18 protein-coding genes are annotated in these 23,044 nt (G+C 48.7%); 10 read left to right on the top strand and 8 right to left on the bottom strand.

Annotation, left to right across the window (positions count from 1 at the left end; translation table 11 throughout):
• Positions 1-35 precede the first annotated feature (35 nt).
• The 3 genes from AWQ24_RS05180 to AWQ24_RS05170 all read left to right on the top strand — a co-directional run bounded on the left by AWQ24_RS05180 (position 36) and on the right by AWQ24_RS05170 (position 3,761).
• Positions 36-1,010: a helix-turn-helix domain-containing protein gene (locus AWQ24_RS05180; RefSeq protein ID WP_065716188.1), complete on the top strand. Its 975-nt coding sequence runs from the start codon at positions 36-38 to the stop codon at positions 1,008-1,010.
• Between the two features lie 184 nt (positions 1,011-1,194).
• Entirely contained in the window at positions 1,195-2,304 is a 1,110-nt protein-coding gene (locus AWQ24_RS05175) for a reverse transcriptase domain-containing protein (RefSeq protein WP_065716187.1), read from the top strand.
• Positions 2,305-2,462: 158 nt separating this feature from the next.
• Positions 2,463-3,761, top strand: coding sequence for an FHA domain-containing protein (locus AWQ24_RS05170; protein WP_065716186.1), 1,299 nt, complete (start codon positions 2,463-2,465; stop codon positions 3,759-3,761).
• A gap of 12 nt (positions 3,762-3,773) precedes the next feature.
• Here the strand turns inward: AWQ24_RS05170 and AWQ24_RS05165 are convergent, their stop codons facing one another.
• Positions 3,774-4,409 carry a GerMN domain-containing protein gene (locus AWQ24_RS05165; protein ID WP_065716185.1) on the bottom strand — a complete coding sequence of 212 codons (636 nt, stop codon included), beginning with the start codon at positions 4,407-4,409 and terminating at the stop codon, positions 3,774-3,776.
• Between the two features lie 22 nt (positions 4,410-4,431).
• Positions 4,432-7,572, bottom strand: coding sequence for an efflux RND transporter permease subunit (locus AWQ24_RS05160; protein ID WP_065716184.1), 3,141 nt, complete (start codon positions 7,570-7,572; stop codon positions 4,432-4,434).
• A 181-nt stretch (positions 7,573-7,753) separates the two neighbouring features.
• On the opposite strand from AWQ24_RS05160, the gene AWQ24_RS05155 reads away from it, so the two are divergent.
• The 3 genes from AWQ24_RS05155 (at position 7,754) to plsY (ending at position 10,030) form a co-directional block, all read left to right on the top strand.
• On the top strand, positions 7,754-8,158 hold the full coding sequence (locus AWQ24_RS05155; RefSeq protein ID WP_030007233.1) for a DUF3119 family protein: 405 nt from the start codon (positions 7,754-7,756) through the stop codon (positions 8,156-8,158).
• A gap of 62 nt (positions 8,159-8,220) precedes the next feature.
• A complete protein-coding gene (locus AWQ24_RS05150) occupies positions 8,221-9,345 on the top strand; it encodes a DUF3086 domain-containing protein (RefSeq protein WP_065716183.1) in 1,125 nt (374 codons plus the stop codon).
• A 37-nt stretch (positions 9,346-9,382) separates the two neighbouring features.
• Positions 9,383-10,030 (top strand): glycerol-3-phosphate 1-O-acyltransferase PlsY, encoded by a 648-nt coding sequence (plsY, locus tag AWQ24_RS05145; protein WP_012306637.1) that lies wholly within the window; start codon positions 9,383-9,385, stop codon positions 10,028-10,030.
• A gap of 358 nt (positions 10,031-10,388) precedes the next feature.
• Here plsY and psaJ read toward each other — a convergent pair whose 3' ends face one another.
• Both psaJ and AWQ24_RS05140 read right to left on the bottom strand, forming a co-directional pair.
• The gene (gene psaJ, locus AWQ24_RS15885) at positions 10,389-10,502 is read right to left on the bottom strand and encodes a photosystem I reaction center subunit IX (RefSeq protein ID WP_012306636.1); all 114 of its coding nucleotides are present in this window, start codon (positions 10,500-10,502) and stop codon (positions 10,389-10,391) included.
• 43 nt (positions 10,503-10,545) lie between these two features.
• Positions 10,546-11,055 carry a photosystem I reaction center subunit III gene (locus AWQ24_RS05140; protein ID WP_030007236.1) on the bottom strand — a complete coding sequence of 170 codons (510 nt, stop codon included), beginning with the start codon at positions 11,053-11,055 and terminating at the stop codon, positions 10,546-10,548.
• 155 nt (positions 11,056-11,210) lie between these two features.
• On the opposite strand from AWQ24_RS05140, the gene tsaD reads away from it, so the two are divergent.
• Complete coding sequence (gene tsaD / locus AWQ24_RS05135; protein ID WP_065716182.1) at positions 11,211-12,278, top strand: tRNA (adenosine(37)-N6)-threonylcarbamoyltransferase complex transferase subunit TsaD; 1,068 nt, start codon at positions 11,211-11,213, stop codon at positions 12,276-12,278.
• A gap of 68 nt (positions 12,279-12,346) precedes the next feature.
• Here the strand turns inward: tsaD and purU are convergent, their stop codons facing one another.
• Positions 12,347-13,195: a formyltetrahydrofolate deformylase gene (purU, locus tag AWQ24_RS05130; protein ID WP_065710403.1), complete on the bottom strand. Its 849-nt coding sequence runs from the start codon at positions 13,193-13,195 to the stop codon at positions 12,347-12,349.
• Positions 13,196-13,287: 92 nt separating this feature from the next.
• Between purU and AWQ24_RS05125 the strand changes: the two genes are divergently transcribed.
• Positions 13,288-14,733, top strand: coding sequence for an ATP-dependent DNA helicase RecQ (locus AWQ24_RS05125; protein ID WP_065716181.1), 1,446 nt, complete (start codon positions 13,288-13,290; stop codon positions 14,731-14,733).
• Between the two features lie 49 nt (positions 14,734-14,782).
• On the top strand, positions 14,783-15,463 hold the full coding sequence (locus AWQ24_RS05120) for a TrkA family potassium uptake protein (RefSeq protein WP_062433224.1): 681 nt from the start codon (positions 14,783-14,785) through the stop codon (positions 15,461-15,463).
• Here AWQ24_RS05120 and AWQ24_RS05115 read toward each other — a convergent pair.
• Positions 15,460-17,082 carry a sodium:proton antiporter gene (locus tag AWQ24_RS05115; protein ID WP_012306630.1) on the bottom strand — a complete coding sequence of 541 codons (1,623 nt, stop codon included), beginning with the start codon at positions 17,080-17,082 and terminating at the stop codon, positions 15,460-15,462. The two genes, AWQ24_RS05120 and AWQ24_RS05115, sit on opposite strands and share 4 nt — an antisense overlap.
• 117 nt (positions 17,083-17,199) lie before the next feature.
• Here AWQ24_RS05115 and AWQ24_RS05110 point away from each other — a divergent pair, with 117 nt between their 5' ends.
• Entirely contained in the window at positions 17,200-18,333 is a 1,134-nt protein-coding gene (locus AWQ24_RS05110) for a beta-ketoacyl-ACP synthase (protein ID WP_065717311.1), read from the top strand.
• Positions 18,334-18,361: 28 nt separating this feature from the next.
• Here the strand turns inward: AWQ24_RS05110 and AWQ24_RS05105 are convergent, their stop codons facing one another.
• The gene (locus AWQ24_RS05105) at positions 18,362-19,222 is read right to left on the bottom strand and encodes a restriction endonuclease (RefSeq protein WP_065716180.1); all 861 of its coding nucleotides are present in this window, start codon (positions 19,220-19,222) and stop codon (positions 18,362-18,364) included.
• A 90-nt stretch (positions 19,223-19,312) separates the two neighbouring features.
• A complete protein-coding gene (gene bchH, locus AWQ24_RS05100) occupies positions 19,313-23,029 on the bottom strand; it encodes a magnesium chelatase subunit H (RefSeq protein ID WP_065716179.1) in 3,717 nt (1,238 codons plus the stop codon).
• Between the last annotated feature and the right edge of the window lie 15 nt (positions 23,030-23,044).

Raw genomic sequence — 23,044 nt, 5'->3', positions numbered from 1 at the left:
CCCACCTTTTTTTGATTAAAATTTAGTATATTTTCATGGTAGAAAGTATGTCAGAGATAAAATTCATCAAAGGAAGTACAGTAAAAGAGAAAGAAAATAATATTGAATATAAAGGTATTTATTCAAAAGATCCCTACAGTAACAAAGGTCAAGAATCAATTAAATCAACTATTTTAGATGACTATTTAAAAAAATATGTTGTGGGTTTTTTAAATGCAGCAATCGAAGGAAAACTATTTCTCGGAATTAGTGATGCAAGAAAAGTAGAAGGAATTTATTTGACAGCGAAAACATATGATCATATTTTTGCACGATTTAGCCAAAAAATTCGAGAAATAGATCCTCCTAACGTTCCGGAAAGCTGCTGCAAAATCATTTCGCATCCCCTCTTTGATGAATCTCTCAATGAAATTGCTGATTTTTATATTTTAGAAATACAAACTTCACAAATATTAAGACAGAAATTTTTATACCGCACTTCTAATTCAGGTAAATTTTATTTTAGAAATGGAGCTTCTACTGAAGAACTGAAAGGAACGAGATTAACGGATGAGATAGATTACAGAAACAATCAATCCCTCCTGCAAGATTTAAATAAGATTGATGTAGAGTTACAAAATAAGCCCAAAAGTATAAAACTCAGGGAATGGAAAATAAATATACTTAAACATTTGGGTCGCACTGATGAATGTCTTCAGATTCAAGAAGAGTTATACAAGGATCAACCCAACAACAACAAAGTTAGAAAAGAATATGCGGCATCTCTTGAAGAGAATGAAAAACTGGAACAAGCGCTTGTCATTTTAGGGTTTGAAAAGCCCAACCCAGATGATTTAAAAGATCCTCAATGGTGTACTTTAGTAGGTATTTTATTAAGAAAAGAAAAGCGTTACAGGGAAGCGATTAACTTTTTCAAGCTAGCTCTTAAAAATGATCCTAAATATAGAAAAGCTAGTTACGAGAAAAATATTACTTATAAAGTACTTTACAACCAAAAATATTCTAGCTAGACTAACTGGAAGCACTTAATTAGTAAATATTGATTCCTGTCGTTGATACAGCGACGGCTAGACATAAAGCACCATATATGGCGCAATGGTCTTGTACTATCAGGTACACTGTGATCTGCCGAAAAGTAGAATATCCTAATTAAGTGCTTTTTATTCTCAAATAATCAAAATTATATATGTTGTCATGAGGAATCAGAAGACTATATTTCTAGAGGGAAAAACTGATGATCTTCAACAAGATTTTCTCAAAGTCCTCAATAATAGAGACTTAGCTAAGCTTCTGGAAATTTCTTATCCTCAACTTATTTATTATTCTCTCAAGACAATCAACTCTGATACTCGATATCGTACCTTTCAGATTCAGAAGAAAACAAAAGGAACTCGAACAATTTGTGTTCCAAATAAATCGTTAAAAATTCTTCAAACTAAAATTAGTCAAATTCTATATTCAATATATACACCCAAATCTTGTGTTCATGGATATGTTTTTGGCAAAAATATGATTACTAATGCAGCGGCTCATCGTCGTAAAGCTTTTGTTCTGAATTTAGATATCCAAGATTTCTTTGGATCAATCAATTTAGGCAGAGTACGAGGTCTGTTAATGGCAGAACCTTTTTCTTTATCCAACACAGTAGCTACGACAATCTCGAATTTATGCTGCTATCAAAATAAGTTGCCTCAAGGATCACCATCATCTCCCATTTTATCTAATCTCATTTGTCAGAAATTAGATCGAGAACTTTCACATTTTGCAAAGAAGCATCGTTTTTACTATACAAGATATGCAGATGATATTACTTTTTCTTCAAAATCTTTAGATGCCTTACCGTTTCTCATAAAAAATTTAGATTTAGTCAAAGAAAAATATCCGATACTCTTAAGTGACGAATTAGAATATATTTTCACAAGCAATGGTTTCACATTAAATCAAAATAAAATTCGGATTCTATACCCTCATCAAAAACAACAAGTTACAGGTTTGGTTGTCAACAAGAAGTTAAATGTTAATCGAAAATATATTCGTAATCTTCGTGCAGCACTATATGCTTGGGAAGAGTTCGGATTAGAGAAAACAAGTCAAGTTTACCTGGAAAAATATGCAAAAACTCCTACACTAAAACAAAAGAAAAAATCACCTTTTGTTGAAGCAATACGAGGAAAAATAGAATTTTTGAAGAATGTTCGCGGAAAAAGTGATCCGATAACTCAAAAGTTTTTGGATAAATATAGTGAACTTTACTCTAGAGATGTTACTCAAGCAAAAGATGACCAAGATAGTCAATCAACTTAAGCAAAAGAATTTTTAATTATAATCGCCGAAAAATTATTACTGGAATGAGGGACGGAGGATCGCCTTAATAATCTTTTAGCCACGACTGTAAACCGTCGCCAAATAGGGTGCTACGATGGGCAACAAAACCCTCTGCCATCCTGGAGAAGCTGAGCGTCATGGCCAAATCCATTGTCACCCTTGTTGATAATCTGCCGGAAAACAACATCACCACAAAAGTTTTGACGGCTCTCGATACCCTATTTCCAGGGGAATGGATAAATTTTCGGGGATTTGACGATGCAATCCGCCAAATTACCCAAGAGACCAATCCAGAGGTGTTGCAACGAATTCGAGACAAGGCGATCGCCCTCTATGATGACCCCAAAAACGGTTACCAGAGTGCGATTTTTCTGTACCAAACCGTTGATCGGGCTGACGCTGCCCTGGGGACTGCCGCCCTCGCCGACAAAATTGGTGAAAAAATCGGTCTTTTGGGCTTTCTCAGTAAATTGACCCCCAAGGCCGACACGAGCCAAACCATCGATCTCGTGCTGAAAATTTCCGTTGAGGCGATCGCCTACTGCAAACTAAACGGTCTCCCCCAGGCAAACCCCCAGGTTCTCGCCCAGGCCCTCCAAGAAAACTATCGGGGTGCCGCCCTGGTGCGCATGGGAACCCTCGTTTGTGTTGATGGCCTTTTACCCCTGGGGCCGGATTTCCTCGAAAAAGTCCACAGCATCATTGGCCAGGTCGATCAAACCGAAGTCCAAAATAATAGCGGTTATACGGTACTTGGTTCGGCTCTGCCAGGGGAAGATACTGCTTCCAAGCTGGGCTTTTTAAGCGAAAATTTCGAGGCTGTGCGGGGCTGGATGCAAAACTGGATCGCGAAAACCGGTGTGTCCCGTAGCTCTGTATTTAGTCAGTTGGGGCGATTTATTGAATTTGCCGACGACAATCTCGATTTAGTGGCTGCTTTTTTGGATCAAACCACCAATTACTTTACCCATACCGGCATTCAAACGGTGGCGACCCACCTCATTAAACGGGCTTACCAGGACGTACAAACAGAAATGGGTTTACTCCCTGAGACGGTCGCACCACCAGAGCCAGTACCCACCGACGCCGGGGCGACGACCCTACAGCTACCCCAACCCCAATTTCGCCATGTGCAAACGGATACGGTGCTGGCGATCCCAAAAGTTTCCATTGTTCACATCGGAAAGCCGAATCCCCAATATCCCCCGGAAGTCGATTTATCGCCGTTGCCCAATAGCGATGTTGTCTCCCGGCTCCACGCAAATTTGTGGAGTGATAATGGTTTTGAGTATTACATCCTGGATGTGGGGAGTTCCAACGGCACTTACCTCAATGGCGTTTTGTTGGAACCTAAGGAAAAACATCTGCTACAAAATGGCGATCGCCTCGATTTTGGCCGGGGCGAAAAGGTCAGCCTCATCTTTGAAATGGGCTAATTGAGAGGCTAATTAAAGATCAAAGTCTGTTGTGAAACTGTCACGGGTCATGGGTTGAGCAATTTCTAGCCCCTCGCCCCCCAACACTTCCAAAGGTTCCCCTTCGATTTGGAACCACACTCCGGCGGTGGGATCAAGGCTAGTGGCCGTATAGAGCACCTGGGCAACGCGACCAATCATCGAGGCACTGCCGCCGCCAAACTGGAACTCTTCGGACAAATTCACGACGATGCCATCCCCTTGGATAATCAGGCTTAATAGTTTGGTACCGGGGGGAATCGTGCTGCTAAGGCCATCCCCTGGGGTTTCTGTGAGTAATTGGGTAAACAGGCTTTCGAGTTGGCCTGTGGGGGTTTCTGCGGTGGGGGTCACTTCGACGGGAGCCAAAGCCAGGCGATCGCCTTCATCTTTAAGCCAGTACACCGTCGGCTGGGGCGTCGTTTCCCCAGGATTTGAATCTGGATTATTGTCGGTGGGATCTTCGCCTTCTGGGGGCTGATTATTCTCAGCGGGAGGCTGTTCATTCACCACCGGGGGCTGATTATCTCCATTGGGAACCTCGGTGCAAGCGGTCGTGAAGGCGATCGCCAAGGCCACTGTACCCAACCCTTGCCAAACGCGTCGTGTCCAGATCATTTGTTTTACCATTGCAAACTTACAGAGCAAAATCCTATACCTCATCCTTTGACAGTCGGTGACCCAATAAAGATTCACTCAGGTAAGTCACCAAAATATACAAAATCGGCACCACAAACAAACTCAACAAAGTCGCCACTAGCATTCCCCCAAAGACCGTCGTCCCCAAAGACTGACGACTGGCGGCCCCAGCCCCCGTTGCCAATGTTAAGGGAAAGATCCCCGATAAGGTCGAAATTGCTGTCATCAAAATTGGTCGGAGTCGTTCCCGGGCGGCCTCAATGGCGGCTTTGGTAATCGATAGCCCTTCGCCACGCAAATGGTTTGCAAATTCCACAATCAAGATCGCATTTTTACTCGCCAAACCAATCAACATCACCAGCCCCACCTGGCAATACACATCGTTAGGGAAGCCCCTAAGCACCAATGCCGTCAAAGCACCACAGATCGCTAACGGTACCGAAAGTAAAATAATCGCCGGATCCAAGAAATTTTCGTATTGCGCAGCTAGAACCAAAAAGACAAAGACTAACCCCAAACCAAAGATAATCGGCGCTTGGCCGCCAGACTCAATTTCCTCTAAGGCTGTACCCGCCCACTCATAACCAAAACTGCGGGGTAACGTTTGCTGGGCGATGCGTTCCATCGTTTGTAAAGCTTCACCAGAACTGACCCCCGGAGCCGCAGAACCATTAATTTCAATGGAACGCAACAGATTGTAGTGGTTAATGGTTTGCGCCCCAGAGCCGGGTGTGACGGTGAATAACTGCCCCAGGGAAACCATTTCGCCCGTGTCGGAGCGGGTATAAACCTGACCAATATCCGCTGGATTATCCCGAAATAGGCCATCCATCTGAACATAGACCCGATAATTATCCTGACCCAAATCAAAGTCATTGACATAGGTAGACCCAAAGGCCGTTTGTAATGTGCCATAGACCTGGGCAATATTGATATTTTTCGCCTTTGCAAAATCCCGTTTAATCTCAAGGTCATACTTGGGATTATTGGCGGCATAGGTACTAAACACCCCTTGGAGGGCAGGATCTTGGTTCGCAGCACCTAGCAGTTGTCCCATGGCTCCCACCAAATCCTGGATGGCAGCGCGTCCACTGCGGTCTTGGAGTTGGAACTGGAAACCACCAAAGTTACTGAGGCCCTGAATCGGCGGTGGATTCACAGGAAAGACGCGGGCTTCAGTAATTTGCGCAAAGGTCGGAAATAGGCGACCGATGATCCCTTGGGCTGTTTGTTCGGGTCGAGTCCGCTCTGACCAAGGTTTCAGGGGACAAAAAATAACGCCAGAATTGGCTTGACTACCGCCCCCAAAACTAAAGCCACTAATGGCAAAGGTGCCGTCAATTTCGGGGATTTTGAGGAGTTCGGCTTCGACCTGCGCCATCACAGCATCGGTGAACTGCATTGAAACCCCCTGGGGGGCCTGGACAAGGGTGATGATGTAGCCCTGGTCTTCTTCGGGCACAAAGGCGCCGGGGACAATTTGGTAAAGCCAGGCGGTTATCACCAGCAGGACAGTAAAAAGACTCACCACGACATATTTCATGCGGGTCAGTTGGAAAAGAATTTTTTGGTAGCGGCGACGGAGCCAATTTTGAAAGCGATTGAATTGGTTAAAGACTTTTCCCAAAGCACTGGTGGGTTCGGGGCGATCGCGCAACAAAACCCCAGCGAGGGAAGGCGTTAGGCTCAGGGCAATAAAGGTTGAAATCGCGATAGAGAAGGCAATGGTGAGGGCAAACTGCTGATACAAAGCTCCTGTTGTCCCTGGGAAAAAAGCCACCGGAATAAATACAGCCATCAGCACTAAGGAGGTGGCAATAACGGCCCCGGTCAACTCTTGCATCGCGGCGATCGCCGCCTGTTTTGGGGCCATGCCTTTCTCGTGGATGAGCCGGGCAATGTCTTCGACGACCACAATCGCATCATCGACCACTAGACCCGTCGCGAGGGTCAAACCAAAGAGGGTCAGACTGTTAATCGAAAAATTGAAGAGTTTAATGAAAATAAACGTCCCAATCAAGGCAATGGGAATCGTCAAGGTCGGCACGAGGGTTGTGCGCCAATCTTGGAGAAAAAGGAAAATCACAAAAATCACTAAGGCGATCGCCGTGATGAGGGTGATCACCACTTCCCGCATCGATGCCGCCACATAGTCGGTCGTATTAAAAGCAATCCGATAATCCAACCCAGGCGGAAACTGTTCCGAAAGGACTTCCATCTCCGCAATGACGCGATTTGCCACATCCAGGGCATTACTCCCCGGCCGCTGGAAGATCCCGATCCCGACAGCCTGGTTGCCCCGGTAGCGGACAGTGGTGTTGTAGCTCTCCGCTCCCAGCTCAACGCGGCCCACATCCCGCAGTTTGATAATCTGACCCTGCTCATCAACCTTGAGAACCAGTTCTTCAAACTCTGGCACTGTTCCCAGGCGTCCCCCTTGAATTTCTAAGTCAAACTGATACTGTTGTCCGGCGGGAGCGGGGGATTGGCCCAACTGTCCAGCCCCCACCAGGCGATTTTGTTCTTGAATTGCGGCGACTACGTCCTGGGGGATGAGGCGACGGGCCGCCAGACGATTGGGATCAAGCCAGACCCGCATCGCATAGCGACGTTCCCCAAAAATTTGGACATTACCGACCCCTTCTAGTTTGCGGAGGGCATCGAGCAAATAATTATCGGCATAGTTACTGAGAAAGACATCGTCATATTCGCCCGCCTCAGAGTACAAACCGACCCCAAGGACAATGTTATTGCTGCTTTTCGCCACCCTGACTCCGTTTCGCTGAACTTCTGCGGGCAGTTGTGAGGTGACGGCGGCAAGTCGGTTTTGGATATCGACGGCGGCCAGGTCTTCATTACGACTCGCATCAAAGGTGGCCACAATCGTGCTCAGACCGTCGTTACTACTGGTGGAGGAAAGATATCTGAGACCTTCGATCCCGTTGAGTTCTGCTTCAAGGATATTAGTAACGGTTTGCTCTACCACTTCAGCACTGGCCCCGGTGTAGCTGGCGGTGATGCTGATTTGGGTGGGACTAATTTGGGGAAACTGGGCAACTGGGAGGCTGGGAATCGTAATGAGACCGACCAGTAAAATAATCACACCACAAACCAGGGCAAAAATAGGCTTCTTGATGAAGAGCTTAGAAAACATTGGGAGAATCTGAGAAAAGCATCTCCCTATCGTAAGAGTTTTTTTCCAGAAAGGCCGGTAATTTTCTGGGTTTCGCGTCAAATTCTTTGTTTTTGTGTTTCAAATCAGAAAATCTTTAATGGGGAAAGGCTTGGCGTTAAAATTGGAATTCACCCCTGCTCACCCTAAACCCTCCACAGCAATGACTTCTGCTTCTCCGTCCCCTCAGCTCAGCGATCAACTGCCGCCAACGGTGGAATTACGGCCTAGCTATAACATTCCCCTGGTGCTGATTATTAGCGGGATTCCCCTGGCCCTCTGGCAAATTTGGGTGGGGGCGATCGCCTCTTTATTTGGTCTATTTTTACTTTTTCAAGCAGTAACCCTGCGACTAGAATTCACCGCCACGGATTTAGATGTTTATCGCAGCGGCGATCGCATTCGGCGTTTCCCCTATCGCGAATGGCAAAATTGGCGCATCTTTTGGACAAGGGTTCCCATCCTGTTTTACTTTAAAGAAATCAATAGCATTCATTTTTTACCGATTATTTTTGACCCCCGCACCCTCCAGCAGGTTCTCGAAGCGCGCTGCCCCCGCCAAGACTAAAACCCTTCATTAATGACGCTTTCCCCTGCGTTGTCACCCGTTGCCCCTAAGGACAAACTTTTATGAGTTCAGACCCCCAACAAGACCGACCCAAATTAGATCTGCAACCCACTCCCAAAGAACCCTTAAATTTGCCCTCTGAAGCGAGTGGTACCGAGACTGATGCCAGTGCTTCAACTCCTGCGCCAGACCAGGCCCCAGAGACCACGACAGACAACACTGAATTAGAACAATTACGGGCAGAGAAAGAAGCTCTCTTGGCAGAGATTGCCGCGCTTAAGGCAGAAAAAGAGGCCCTCTTACAGGCGGAAACAGGGGATCTGCAAGCTCAACTAGAACGGTTGATGGCCACAGGACTCCAAACCCTCGAAGACAGACAGGCAAGCTTGCAAAAATCTGTTGCCCAGTTGGAGCGACGCCGGGACAAAATTCGTGAGGAAATGCGCACCACTTTTGCGGGCACGTCCCAAGAAATTGCGGTGCGGGTACAAGGGTTTAAGGATTATCTCATTGGGAGCTTGCAGGATTTGGCGATCGCCGCCGAGCAGTTAGACTTACCCAGCTTTGATCAAGATTGGTCTGCGGCACCGTCACCAGTACCAACCCCGGAGCCTCCTCCTCAAAAATTAACTCCACCCCAGTTTTCGGAGCAAAGTTTTGCAGCTAAGGCGCGTCGAATCCAGGAAATGCTGGATCAATACCGGATGTCGCCGGACTACTATGGCCCCCCTTGGCAACTGCGTCGCACCTTTGAGCCGATCCATAGCGAACGGGTGAAGAAATGGTTCTTTGACCAAGGCGGACGGGGCGCGATCCGAAGCATGGGTAGCCGTCTGCAAAATATTCTTGTGGCTTCGGCCAGTTTATCGGTGCTCTACAGTCTCTATGGCGATCGCCTCCGGGCCTTGATTTTGGCTAATACCCCAGAACGCCTCGGCGAATGGCGGCGGGGCTTACAGGACTGTCTCGGCATCTCCCGCAGTGACTTCGGGCCAAACTCTGGGGTCATTTTATTTGAAAGTCCTGATGCCCTCGTCCAAAAGGCGGATCGACTCGTAGAAGATGATAGACTACCGCTAATCATTATTGATGAGGCTGAGGACAATATTAATCTGTCGTTGCTGCAATACCCGTTGTGGCTTGCATTTGCGCCGGAACCCCAGTCCGATTCTTCTTACTTTTTCTAAGTTTTTGCACGTGTTTTCTGCATCGGAGTAATGGGTTATGAATCTTTCGTTGGCGATCGCCCCCTTCTGCATCGGAGTGGCCTATTTATTGGGCGCTATTCCCACGGGCTACCTAGCTGGCAAGTGGCTCAAGGGAATTGATATCCGCGATTATGGTTCCCGTTCCACAGGGGCGACCAACGTCCTCAGAACCCTCGGTAAAAAAGCGGGGATCACGGTGTTGCTTTTCGATGCGCTCAAGGGAGTTGCGGCGATTTTATTTTTTAAGCTGCTTTATACCCACCCCGAATGGATTGCCTTTCCTGCCAACTATGACCAATATTGGCTCACCATGGCCGTGGCGATCGCCGCTGTCTTAGGCCACAGCAAATCTATTTTCATTGGCTTTAACGGCGGCAAATCCGTTGCCACCAGCATCGGCGTCCTTTTGATTATGGCTCCTTGGGTTGCCCTGGGCACCATCGTCACCTTTGCGGCGGCAATCACTTTAACCCAAATCGTTTCCCTGAGTTCGATCAGTGGGGCGATCGCCGTGATGCTTTTGATGATTGTTTTACAGCAGCCCCTCCCCTACATTCTCTTTGGGGCGATCGCTGGTATTTATGTCATTGTGCGCCATCGCAGTAATATCCAAAGAATCATCGCTGGTACCGAACCTAAAATCGGGGCTAAAGCGACAAACTAAATTTTGAAATTAATGCCCAAAAAATCAAACTCTGTTTGCGGAGATCGGGAAAGGGTTGTCTGCGTTTTTGATTGACTTTTCCGGTCTAATTTGTGAAGGTGTCGCTTTATTGAAGAGCCAGAATATTTGATGATTTTAAGGTTGTGTAGTCTTTGTTTATGGGCATAATCTTTTCAAATAAAGAGCTGAAATGACGGCTTTTTCCTAATTCGATTCGGGTCAATTTCCTTGATTACTTTTCTGCCGCCACAAAGTAAAAAATCAAGTCGAACCAATTAAAAAAGCACTGAGACTATTCCCAGTGCTGTTGTTTTATTAGATTATTAAAACCAAAATCCCAGTGATGTTTTATTTAAACCTACGGGTGGAATAAAAGATCAGGGAAGAAACGGTTGAACTCAATTAATAGTCCGGCCGTAAAAACCATCATTGCGGTCAACAACACCGGCGCAGAAGATAAGAACTTATCCATTTATTTACTCCAAAAAGAATGATAAATACTTAAAAATGAAAACCTAGCGAGGAGAGATGGGGACATCCGCATCCTTCACGACTAGCTCACCGGAAGTAAATTCTTTCAGAGCAGCCAAAGGCCAAGCAAAACCAGCCAACATCAAACTAAATGCCCGGGGGACATTGATGATGACTTCTTGCATTGCCGCATCTTTTTCATCACGGACTGCGATCAGATAAGCGCGACCAGCCCAGCCGATCCAACCAGCAATGTAGAGAAAGAGAATACTTGGAATTAAAAATTCACCGGCATGATCAAGACGGCCGTCCACGATGAGGTGGGGCAAACCTTCGGGGCCACAGAGGGCTTCAGAGTAAGCAGCGGCACGGTTTTGACCGGAGTTCGGGTCTGCGGTGGTGTTGCGGAAGTTCTTTGCTCTTTGTTTATAAGCGGCGGACTCACTACAGGGGGTTAAGTGAGACAAAGAATCTGCTTTCACGGGGGAAGCAAAACCCAGCCACAAAGTTAAAGAGAGAGCAAAGGCGCAAACAACAGCTACGAAACGTTGCATAAGTTTGTTTCCTTTTGTTACAAAATAATTAAGTTTTTTGTACAAAAGATACGCCAATCCATTTGTACTTTGGAAGCAATATTACTGTGACCAGCGTATCGAGTAAAGGCAAAAAAGGTTAAAGTTGTTAACTTAAATCTAAGTTATACCGATATATGAGCATTGTTTTAGCAATCGAAACAAGTTGTGATGAAACTGCCGTTGCAATTGTTAATAATCGTAAAGTTCTTGGCAATGTGGTTGCTTCACAAATCGACATTCATCGGGAATTTGGCGGCGTTGTGCCAGAAGTAGCATCGCGGCACCATTTAGAAAGTATCAATGCTTGTATTGACACGGCCTTTGAGCAGTCGGGGCTGAGCTGGTCTGAAATTGAGGCGATCGCCACTACCTGTGCGCCGGGCTTAGTGGGGGCTTTGTTGGTGGGAGCGGCCGCCGGAAAAACGTTAGCGATGGTGCATAACAAGCCTTTTATTGGCGTTCATCACCTAGAGGGACACATTTATGCCAGCTACCTCAGTCAACCGGAGTTAGAACCGCCTTTTCTCTGTCTCTTGGTTTCTGGGGGGCACACGAGCTTCATTGAGGTGCGCGGTTGTGGGGAATATGAACTGTTGGGAGAAACCCGTGATGATGCGGCTGGAGAAGCCTTTGATAAGGTGGCACGGTTGCTGAAGGTGGGTTATCCGGGGGGGCCAGTGATTGATCGTCTGGCTAAAGCAGGAGATCCCCAAGCCTTTAAGTTGCCAGAGGGGAGAATTTCCTTACCGGGCGGGGGTTACCATCCCTACGATTGCAGTTTTAGTGGTCTAAAAACGGCGGTGCTGCGTTTGGTGCAGCAATTTGAAACCGAAGGGAAAGCCGTGCCTGTAACAGATATTGCGGCCAGTTTTCAATACACTGTTGCCCAGGCTTTGACGAAACGAGCTGTGCGGTGTACAGGCGATCGCCAACTGCAAACCATTGTGGTCGGTGGTGGTGTGGCAGCAAACAGTGGTTTACGAGAAATTTTGACGGCGGCGGCGGCGGAAGCAGGAATTCAGGTTTATTTCCCGCCCCTCAAGTTCTGTACGGATAATGCGGCGATGATTGCCTGTGCGGCGGCGGAACATTTCCAGAAAGGCGATCGCTCCCGGCTAGATTTGCCTGTGGCCTCCCGGTTGCCGATTACCCAGGTGCAAACTCTATACGCCCCTCTAGTTCCCCTCAAGGGGAAATCTTAAGCTGCGCCACCTCCCTCCAGGGACACACCCCCTCTGGCCTATCGGCCACCTCCCTCAAGGGAGGATTTTTAGGCGAAGACGGCGGTGCGGTTGCCGTAAACTAAAACGCGATTTTGCAGATGGAGGCGGACGGCGCGGGATAAAACAATACGTTCTAAATCTTTGCCTTTGCGAATTAGATCTTTCACGTCATCCCGGTGACTGACCCGCACCACATCCTGCTCGATAATCGGCCCTTCGTCGAGATCCTGGGTGACGTAGTGGGCCGTGGCACCAATGATTTTTACGCCTCGGTCGTAGGCGCGGTGGTAGGGTTTCGCCCCCGCAAAGGCCGGTAAAAAAGAATGGTGGATATTGATCACCTGGTTAAACTGGCCGAGAAAATCAGGACTAAGCACCTGCATATATTTGGCGAGGATCACCAGATCGATGTTGTATTCCTGCAACAGGGCCAATTGTTTCGCTTCTTGCTCCGCCTTGGTAGCTTTGGTGATCGGGATATGGTGAAAATCAATCTTAAATTGTTGGGCGATCGCCTCTAGTTCCTGGTGATTGCTAATAATCAGGGGAATCTCTGCTTTGAGTTCTTTGGCCTGTTGTCGCCAGAGAAGATCCAGCAAACAGTGATCCTGTTTTGTGACCCAAATGGCCAACCGGGGAACCTGATCAGAAAAATGTAGGCTGTAGGTCGCCCCCAACGGTTTGGCGATCGCCCCAAAGGCCGGTTCAATGACCTCCCGTGGCAGGTTGAATCCGTCTAGCTCCCACTCGATGCGCGTCAGAAATAAACCAACGCTAAGATCCGTATGTTGGTCGGCGTGGATAATATTGCCGCCGTTGGCATAGATAAAGTTGGCAATTTTCGCAACCAGACCTTGTTGATCCGGACAGGACACTAGCAGAGTAGCAGTGGGCATTGCTTTTGTAGATTCTTAAAGGTTCGCAAAACTCCATTATTGTACGGGTTTCGCCTTGAAAATGAACGGTGTAGCGAGAAACTCACGAAAAAATGACACAGACTTGGGCGCAGGTACAGCACACTTTCCAACAAATTTGGGGCTACGATGACTTTCGGCCACCCCAGGATCAGATTATCCGCAGTTTACTCGCCGGACAGGATGCTTTGATTATCATGCCCACCGGTGGCGGCAAATCCATTTGTTTTCAACTGCCAGCTATTTTACAAACGGGTCTGACCCTGGTGGTTTCTCCCTTGGTCGCTCTCATGGAAAATCAAGTGCAAACTCTCCAGGCAAAACGCCTCCCGGCCCGACTCCTCCACAGTCAGTTGTCAAAATTAGAGCGGTGGCAAACCCTGCAGGCAGTAGCCAAAAACCAGTTGCGCTTGCTGTATCTATCGCCAGAAACCCTTTTAAGTCCCCCGGTTTGGGAAATACTGATTCAACCCCAGCTCAAGGTGAATGGTTTAATCCTCGATGAAGCCCATTGTTTGGTGCAGTGGGGGGATACCTTTCGTCCGGCCTACCGACGCTTAGGGGCTGTGCGTCCCGCCTTACTACGCCACAAACCCAAGGGCACAAAAATGGCGATCGCCGCTTTTACGGCCACCGCTGATCCCCAAGCTCGAAAGAGTATCAGCCAAACCCTCCAGCTCAAGAGTCCAAAAAAATTTGTCGAGAGTCCCTATCGCCCCAATTTACAGTTAGCGAGCCGCACCGTTTGGAGTCCCAAGGGCAAACGAGACCAGTTGCACCGATTGCTACAAACCAATGCCAAGGCGTCGGGGTTGATTTATGTCCGGTCGCGGCGGGAGGCGGAAGCCCTAGCCATGACCCTGGGGCAACAAAATTATCAGACAGCGGCCTACCATGCGGGTCTTAGTCCAGGCGATCGCCGCCAACAGGAAAAAGATTGGCAAACGGGGCGCTTACAATTTGTCGTTTGTACTAATGCCTTTGGGATGGGCATTGATAAAGCTGATGTGCGCTGGATTCTTCACTACCATCCCCCTAGTCTGCTGGCGGAGTATCTCCAGGAAATTGGTCGCGCCGGCCGCGATGGAAAAAAAAGCACAGCCCTAAGTTTGGTCAGTGAACCCACAGGCCTTTTAAACCCGGAGGATAAAAATCGCACGCGCTTTTTCCAACAAAATCTCCAAAAGCAGATCCGCCACGCCGCAAAATTGGCCCAGACCCTTCCTCTCCAGGGCAGCATTTTAGAACTCGATCACCAGGCAGAATTAAGCCTAGGGATTTTACACAGCACCGGACAACTCCGCTGGCGGGATCCGTTTACCTACGAACGTCAGCCAACCTTAGACCCGAAAGCCTTCACACTTCTGAAACAGCAACAAATCCACGCTGTTCGCCAGCTACAAACCTTTTGGCGACAAAAAACCTGCCGCTGGCAATTTTTAATCGACAGTTTTGGTTTCCATGACCAGGCCAAAGACTTCCGCTGTGGCCATTGCGATCGCTGTCAGAACTCTTCATGATCAAGGCAAAAGGCGATCGCCTTTTTTCCAGTTACCAAGGAGAAACCCCATGTACGTTTTAATCGGTGGTGCCGGGATGATGGGACGAGATCTCGCCAAAACCCTCCAACGAATGAACCACACCGTTGCGATCATTGATACCGATCCGGCCGCTTGTCAGGATGCCCGCGAAAAAATTGGTGTCATGGCCTTTGAAGGAAGTGCCGTTAAAACCAGTGTCCTCATCGAAGCTGGCATCCGCAAAGCCAACGCCGTCATTGCCACGCTCCGGGACGATGCCCTCAATCTCGCTTTGGTGACTCTCTGCAAACACTATGGTGTCCCGCAAATCATTGTTCGGATGCGCGATCGCGACTTTATCGAGCCCTACAAACTCGCGGGGGCAACCCACATTATCAGCACCACAGAACTGGCCCTCAATCGCGTGGTCAATGCCATCGAATATCCCGAAGTCGATGCGATGATGCATTTTGAACAGGGACAAATCGAAGTTTTAAAGCTCTCGATTCCTGAAAATTGCGCCATTGTTGGCCGGAGCGTCGCAGAACTGGCCCAGGATCATCGGTTTCCTGCCGGGACATTAGTAATCGGCTACCAAGCGCACCCCCACGAAGAATTACAAATCCCCAATGGCAGCACCCTCCTAGAGAGCGGTTCGACAATCCTCGCTGTCACCAAACCAGAACTGGTACACCAGTTGGTGGACTTTATGGGGTTGTGTGTCGTTTAGGGATCCCGCAAGGCGAGAATTTTTTGGTTCAACTCCTGTAAATAGGGCCGGGCCGTCTCATCACTGATTAAACCCTTGAGAATCGCTTCGTTGATGGCACTTTTTTCCGCGAGAAAGAGGCGATGGCGCAACCCTTCTAAATAAGCTTGGTTTTCAAACTGGCTCAGTTTTTGGGTGAGGCGCTGATTATAAAGTCCCCGCAGCTCTTCCTCGGCGTTGGCAATGCGGGCCTGGTAGCTGGCAAAGAGTTCTTCGTAGAGGAATTTTGGCAAACTGCCACTCTGCAACAGTTCCTTCAGTTCCTCCTGGGCAGATTTGGCGGCGATTAGATTAAGTTGCAAATTTTCGAGATGTTGGCGGACGGGGGAAGGCTTGGCGAGTTGGAGCTTTTTCACGAACCAAGGCAAGCTCAAACCTTGACCAATCAGGGAAACTAGGACGGTACTAAACACGAGGGTAATCACCTGCGATCGCCCTTGGAGGGTTAAAGGCAAACCGAGGGCGAGGGCCATGGACAAAGAGCCTTTCACATTACCGAAAATGAGTACGTGCTGCCAGCGGAGGGGCAAGGGGCGGTCAAAAAATTTCAGCACCGATAGCAGAGGATAAATCGAACAAATTCGCCCCACTTGATAGGCCACCACCGCCAGTAAAGCTGCCGGAATTGTCTGTAACAACGATAAAGGTGCGACCTCAATCCCCACAAACAAAAAAATGAAGGTATTCACCCCAAATCCCGCATATTCCCAGAAATTCAGGAGCGTAATTGTTACGGAGCCGGAGCATTCTCGCAGCGCCACGTTGCCGATCAAAAGTCCCGCGATCAACACGGCGATCGCACTAGAAACCCCCAAGGCTTGACCAATTTGAAAGGTGCCCAGAGAAACCGCCACCGTCAACAAAATATTACTGAGGGGGTCATCCAACTGCCGGAACAAGCCAATGCACAAATAACCCAGACCCAGGCCCAGCAAGCCACCCCCCACAAAGGCAATTAAAATTTGTTCAACCCCTTCCCCGACGCTAAATGAGCCTTGTAGATGAATGGTGGTCACGATATTTAGCAGAACAAGGGCAATCCCATCGTTAAACAAACTTTCTCCTTCCACAATGGTCGCCAGTCGCCCTGGTACTGGCACCGTCCGAAACGCCGCAATCACCGACACCGTATCTGTAATCGTGAGAATAACGCCCACCGCACAGGCCGTTAGCCAAGCTAAATCTAAGCTGACCTTCAGGAAAAAAGCGGTGATTGTCGCCGCCAAAAGCACCCCAGGCCCCGCTAAAAGGGCAATCGGTTTAATGGTGCTCCGCAAACGACTGATATCGGTATTGATCGCCGCCTCAAAAATTAGAATCGGCAAGAATAAATTGAGAATAACCTCAGGATTCAAGCCAATGGCATCGGAGAGAATTTGTTTGGGGATCAACAACCCTGCCAGCACCAGACCAATCACGTAGGGAATCCTCAACCAGCGGGTCACCAGTGCCACGACCGTCGCCACCAACAGCAACAAAATTAAAGTATTCACCAATCCGGTAAAGGCATTGGCCGGCAAAGAAACCGCTTGTCCGAACAGGAAGATGTGGCGCACAATGATCAGGGGAGGATTGGGCACGGTGGTAAGTTTCCTTGGTGAGAATAATCGGTTGCAACATCCTACGGTAACGGCGATCGCCAGAAATCGACAGGCTGACGCAAAATTTTTGATGCTTAGTGACGGGATATTGATATGGTGCGGGTAATGATAACGGGCCTGGGTTTACGCTGTGCCCTGGGCGATCGCCACCAGGCTTGGCAAAAATTACAACGGGGAGAAAGCGCGATCCAATTGCGGCAACCGTTTCGGGATTTACCCGTTATTCCGGTGGCGATGTTGGGGAAAGAACCTATAGATTTAGAAACACTCCGGCGATCGCTCGTTGAGGCGACCCTCGTAGATGCTGGCTTAGAACCGCCTTTAGAACATTGCGGGATTGTGATCGGCTCTAGTCGGGGCTTTCAGGGGCAGTGGGAAAAGCTGCGGTACGACGACCAACAAGGACATCAGAGGGGATTAGAGAATTGGTTAACTTATTTGCCCAACCAATTGGCGATCGCCACGGCCCAGCAAGTTGGCTCCCAAGGGCCAGTTTTAGCACCGATGGGGGCTTGTACCACCGGATTATGGGCGATCGCCCAGGGCTTTGAACTTTTGCAACGGGGCGATCACCCACAGGTGTTAGCCGGAGCAGTGGAATCTCCCGTCACACCTTTAAGCATTACGGGGTTCCAGAAAATGGGGGCTTTAGCGACGACGGGCTGTTTTCCCTTTGACCAGCGGCGGGAAGGCTTGGTTTTAGGGGAAGGGGGGGCGATCTTTCTGCTCGAAACCCTAGAATCGGCCCAGCAACGAAACGCCAAAATTTACGGGGAAATCCTCGGCTGGAGCTTTACCTGTGATGCCCACCACATGAGCGCGCCCCAAGGTAATTATCAGGTCGCAATGAAGGCGATCGCCCAATGTTTAGAGCGTTCCGGCTTGGAACCCGAAGATATAGATCACATTCACCCCCACGGCACCAGTACCCGTTTAAATGATCAAGCCGAAGCAACGATGATCGAAACGCTATTTCCCCACCGTCCTTTTGTCAGTGGTAGTAAAGGGGCAACGGGTCATACCCTCGGCGCATCGGGAGCTTTGGGGGTTGCGTTCTCGCTGTTAATGTTGCGGGAGCAACGGCTTTTTCCCTGTGTAGGCTTAGAACAATCAGAATTTGACTTGAATTTCGTCATGAAAGCCCAGAATACTCCACTCCAGAATGCTCTCTGTTTTAGCTTTGGGTTTGGTGGTCAAAATGGGGCGATCACCCTTCAAAAATATTTTTGAGGGATTCAGAATTTATGTACCAAACTAATCAAATCTTGGTAAACCACTCGGCATCAACATCGACTGACTCAATCAAATTGATTTTGACCCCTAGGCCAAGTTCTTTAAGTCGTTGAACTAACTGCTCACCATCTATTAAATCAATGGGCGGTGCACCATCACGAGTTGCTTCTTTGATTGCGTCTCGCGTAAAAGTTCCTGTTGTAATCATCAAGCCTTTATCAGTTCTCCCTTGCATTGCGCCTCGGAAATCTCGGATTTGACTTGCCGTCACTGAGCCTTGATAGCGCTTGCATTGAAAGAGTACATGAAAACTCAGAAATCCATTAATTCTTGCAATGCCGACCCCATCAATTCCCCCATCCCCTGATTTACCTGTAACTTGTACCTGAATAAAACCAGACTCACGCAGCAACCGTTGAGCTAATCGCTCGAAGGCGGCGGGGTCTAATGACAAAAGAATTTCGTGAAGCTGTTGATGCCAAGTGCTTTCATCTAAATTTTCCGTAGTTTCAGTTGATTGGTTTGGTAAATCTATCGAGGCTTTATTCTTCTTGTCTACTTCTCGAACAAACCTAACAACTTCCCTAGGATCGAGATCGTCGGGGTTGATCGTCGTTGAGGTTAAAGACCAAACGCCCCGTGCTGAATTTTCTAAAAGACCATATTTTTTTAGATAAGTCCGACTCCATGCCAGTCTATATTCGACTTCACTCTGGGATGTGTTTCCATGAATAATTTCAAGAATCTGATCTGGCAGATTTAATAACTGGATGACCTGTTCATAAATTTCTTCAATGGTGCCAGAGCCTCCTAATGTTTGCAGAGCTTGAACAGTAGGAACCAGCAAAGCATCAAAAGTAGGTACTGGGGGAGCTGAATGATTCATAAAAAGCGTGTGCTAATTTCTATGTCCATGATCAACACCCTAAATCTTAAGGGATTAAGCTTCTTACAAATCTTTGGAATCTTGTCTCAATTAAGTTGTAATTCCTTCTAAAACATCGTCCGTAAGGTCATAAAGATCACTTAGTTTTTGCAATTGTTCATCGGAAGCTTCCCAGAAACCGCGCCCATGGGCTTCCAGCATCCGCCCGACAATATTACGAAAAGCTTCGGGGTTGGCCTCTCGCAATTTTTGCGCCATGGCGGCATCGAGGGCATAAGTCTCTGCGGCTTGATCATAGACCCATTGATCCTGGAAATCGACTGTACCGCCCCAACCGATTAAAGCTGTCATTCGCTGGGAAATTTCGTAGGCTCCACCCGAACCCTGATCCGCCATCGCCTCGGCCCATTTGGGGTTGAGCAGCTTAGAGCGATATTCCGTGCGCAATACAGATTCCAATTTGCGGGGCGTTGTATCTTTTGAAAAACTTTCTACAAAGCTGGCCGTAACCGTTTTGCCGCTGGCATTTTCCGCTGCTTTTTTCAGACCCCCGGTATTGGCGTAGTATTCCTGGATATCTGTGAGGCCATATTCCACCGAGTCAATTTCTTGCACAAGGCGATCGCCTGTTTGGAGTAATTTTTTCAAGACCTCCGGGCGTGCCTGACCCTTATCATTGCGGCCATAGCTGTACTGGTTGCGGCCTTCCCAGGTTTTCGCCAGTTCATCACTGTTGTTCCAGTTGCCTTCGACGATTTGATCATTCACCAGGGAGCCGAAATCTCCGGCAGGATTGGAAAACAAGCGGGCGGTGGTATTTTCAACCCCTTCGGCCTGAAGTTCGAGACTGTGTTTGCGGATAAAATTTTGCGCGGGATCTTCGTCTATGGTGGCGGCCCGGTGGAATAGATCATCGAGTAGTTCAATGATGTTGACAAAGCTATCCCGGAAAATCCCCGATAGGTTCGCCAAAATATCGATGCGGGGGTGGCCGACGACCTCCAGGGGCAACAACCCATAACGGACAATGCGCCCCGTGCCCTCCTTAATCGGTTCTGCGCCCACCAATTCCAGCAGAATGCCTAAAGATTCCCCCTTTGTTTTAATCGCATCCAAACCCCAGAGCATCACCGCTACCGTCTCTGGATAATTGCCCGTTTCTTCAAGGTGTTGCTGGATGATTTTTTTGCCAATTTCTCGACCGCGAGCATAGGCCGCCGGGGAAGGCATCCGGTAGGGATCGAGGGCATGGATATTCCGTCCCGTGGGCAAAACCCCCAACCCATCCCGCAGCAAATCGCCTCCAGGGGCAGGGGGGATATATTCGCCGTTCAAACCCTTGAGCAAACTCACTATTTCTTCGTCCGTTTGCAGCAGGCGATCGCCAATTTCCCGCGCCTCTGTGAGTAAATCTGGTTGATCGCAAATAATTTCCTGCTCTCCCTGGGCGACCTTAGCGAGGACATTTTCCGAAAGGCGATCGCCAAAGTAAGCCGTAAGATAACTTTGGATAATTTCGGGACTAGGTTTTTCTCCCAGGACATGGAGACCAGAAGAGAAGAGCCGTTGCTCTAGGGTTTGCAGGTATTCATAAATGTGGACGAAATAATTTTGCAGGGCGTTTTTACTGAATAAGGAAGCATTTTCGACCGTAAACGCGATCCCCTGTTCTTGCCCCACCGTAAACGGACAATCTTCCGGCAGACCGAGATCGACAATTTTTTGGATAATGTCGGGGCGGAGAGCGTCATTTTTCTCTGGATCTTCGCGATATTCCCCAATCAGATCCCGCAGCACCAACAGTTCTTTGTATAAACCGGCCCGACCATAGGGGGGCACATTGTGGGAAATCAGGGTGCCGTAACCGCGCCGCTTCGCCAAAATCGACTCTGAAGGATTATTCGCCGCGTAAATATATAAATTTGGCAGATTTCCCAACAAAATATCCGACCAAGAATAGCTGGTATTCCCCAGGGGTGAACCAGGCAACCATTCCACCGTGCCATGCATCCCGAAGTGAATCAGGGCATCGGCGCGGAACTCATTTTGAAGCCATTTATAAAAGGCGGCATATTGGGGATGGGGCGTGAGGTCTTTTTCAAACATTAACCGCATCGGATCGCCAGAAATGCCCAGGGGCGGCTGCACGCCGATCCACACCTTCCCGAACTGGATCCCCCCCACCTGACATTTGCCGCCAAAGGTTTTCAGGCCCGTATTCGTTAAACTCTGCCACTGTTTTTCAATTTTCTGGGTCAGAAGATAGCCCAACCAACGATCCATGGTTTTGAGATCGATATTTTCCAGGGTCTGCTGGGGCGCCAAGGCAGGATCAAGGCGATAGGCTTCGTCAGCCGCTTTCACCAAGCGAATGATTTCTTCGCCATCTTCTGGAAAATTCCCCACGTCATAACCCGCCGCCTGGAGCACTTTGAGGAGATGCACTAAACTTTTTGGGACATTTAACAACGCCGCTGTGCCCGTCGCCCCGTAGCCCGGCGGAAAGCCATAGAGCAAAATGGCCAATTGGCGATCGCCTGGGGCGGTATTTTTCAGGCGAATCCAATTTTTTAGTCGTCCTGTGAGCCGTTTCACCCGTTCGGGGATCAGGTAAATTTCTTCCCCGACGAGGCCACCGAGGGGAATCGTATCAATTGCCCCATCCAGTTCTGGCAGGGCATAGAGCACCACACTTTGGAGGCCACCGATCCCTTGTCTCGTCCAGGAATGGAGGTCTTGGATTAACAAGGGAGCCGCAACGAGGTAGGGAATATTTTTCGCGCTCAAGATACTTTTCGCCACTTCCACCTGCCGCCCTGCTTCCATGGAACCGGCCGGGCCACCCACCAGGGGAAACCCAATCGTCGAAACAATGCCCTCGACCTTTACTGCATCAGCTTTAAGGGATTTAATGGCCACCTGACCATGCAAGCGTTGGTGCTGTTCGTAGTCAGTGGTCAGCCAATCCCGGACGATCACATGGGCCTCGACACCGTTGATAAAAATCGGCAGGGGCACCAACCCGTCGGCCTCAAATTTACGGATCAGTTGGGGAATGTAGGGTTGCTTTGTGACAACGTGCTTGCGGTAGAGGAGGACAGCAACGACGGGGTTTAATTTTTGTTCCGGGAAGCTTTGGCGATGCCAGTCGAGATATTTTTGGGGACTGAGAAAATAGCCTTCGTGGTCGGGATGAAGCAGGCCCAGATTTGGCGTTTCTACCACAGCCGGCAATTCCCCGATTTCTAAACCCAAATAATTTTCGGCGATCGCCCAACACATGGCCGCCACATTGTCCGTTCCGCCCGCATTCCAATAGCCATAGATAATCAGCCAATTGCGCAGATCCTGAACCTTTTTGGCGGGAATATATTTCAGCAGCTTCGGCCCGGTCTTGAGGAAACTTAGGTAGCCAGCGAGCTTATCTTCTTCTTTGCTGTTGGTGAATTTGCTGAGGATAAATTTAATCGGCTTCGGCATCCCCTTGGGTTGCTCGCCGATGACAAACTTGCCCAACCGAGTCAGGGCCATCAGCTCCAGGGCCGACTCAAACACAAGGCGCACCGGAATATTTTCGACCCGTTCCCGCAGCCAAATCACCTGGTCATAGTCAAAAATCAGACTGGTGAAAAAAACATCGGCCCCCTGTAAAGCTTGGGCCACGGCCTCTGGTTGACTAGCCAAATCCCGGTCATTAAAGGTCAACACCTCCAGGTCGGGACAACGGGCGATCGCCTTTTGGGCAGCATCCCGATACAAGCTGGCATTAAACGCTTCAAACCCGGTGATGATCACAATGCGCTTCATGGGAGCGGCCTTTAC

It is taken from the genome of Picosynechococcus sp. PCC 8807, from assembly GCF_001693295.1.
GTDB lineage: Bacteria > Cyanobacteriota > Cyanobacteriia > Cyanobacteriales > MRBY01 > MRBY01.
The sequence above is the reverse complement of the archived record's forward strand: the minus strand, read 5'-3'. Positions and strand labels throughout refer to the sequence as shown.

Excerpts from the sequence above, each read along its gene's own strand:
- AWQ24_RS05180 (WP_065716188.1), top strand. The coding sequence starts at position 36 with ATGGTAGAAAGTATGTCAGAGATAAAATTCATCAAAGGAAGTACAGTA.
- AWQ24_RS05175 (WP_065716187.1), top strand. The coding sequence starts at position 1,195 with ATGAGGAATCAGAAGACTATATTTCTAGAGGGAAAAACTGATGATCTT.
- AWQ24_RS05170 (WP_065716186.1), top strand. The coding sequence starts at position 2,463 with ATGGCCAAATCCATTGTCACCCTTGTTGATAATCTGCCGGAAAACAAC.
- AWQ24_RS05165 (WP_065716185.1), bottom strand. The coding sequence starts at position 4,409 with ATGGTAAAACAAATGATCTGGACACGACGCGTTTGGCAAGGGTTGGGT.
- AWQ24_RS05160 (WP_065716184.1), bottom strand. The coding sequence starts at position 7,572 with ATGTTTTCTAAGCTCTTCATCAAGAAGCCTATTTTTGCCCTGGTTTGT.
- AWQ24_RS05155 (WP_030007233.1), top strand. The coding sequence starts at position 7,754 with ATGACTTCTGCTTCTCCGTCCCCTCAGCTCAGCGATCAACTGCCGCCA.
- AWQ24_RS05150 (WP_065716183.1), top strand. The coding sequence starts at position 8,221 with ATGAGTTCAGACCCCCAACAAGACCGACCCAAATTAGATCTGCAACCC.
- plsY (WP_012306637.1), top strand. The coding sequence starts at position 9,383 with ATGAATCTTTCGTTGGCGATCGCCCCCTTCTGCATCGGAGTGGCCTAT.
- psaJ (WP_012306636.1), bottom strand. The coding sequence starts at position 10,502 with ATGGATAAGTTCTTATCTTCTGCGCCGGTGTTGTTGACCGCAATGATG.
- AWQ24_RS05140 (WP_030007236.1), bottom strand. The coding sequence starts at position 11,055 with ATGCAACGTTTCGTAGCTGTTGTTTGCGCCTTTGCTCTCTCTTTAACT.
- tsaD (WP_065716182.1), top strand. The coding sequence starts at position 11,211 with ATGAGCATTGTTTTAGCAATCGAAACAAGTTGTGATGAAACTGCCGTT.
- purU (WP_065710403.1), bottom strand. The coding sequence starts at position 13,195 with ATGCCCACTGCTACTCTGCTAGTGTCCTGTCCGGATCAACAAGGTCTG.
- AWQ24_RS05125 (WP_065716181.1), top strand. The coding sequence starts at position 13,288 with ATGACACAGACTTGGGCGCAGGTACAGCACACTTTCCAACAAATTTGG.
- AWQ24_RS05120 (WP_062433224.1), top strand. The coding sequence starts at position 14,783 with ATGTACGTTTTAATCGGTGGTGCCGGGATGATGGGACGAGATCTCGCC.
- AWQ24_RS05105 (WP_065716180.1), bottom strand. The coding sequence starts at position 19,222 with ATGAATCATTCAGCTCCCCCAGTACCTACTTTTGATGCTTTGCTGGTT.
- bchH (WP_065716179.1), bottom strand. The coding sequence starts at position 23,029 with ATGAAGCGCATTGTGATCATCACCGGGTTTGAAGCGTTTAATGCCAGC.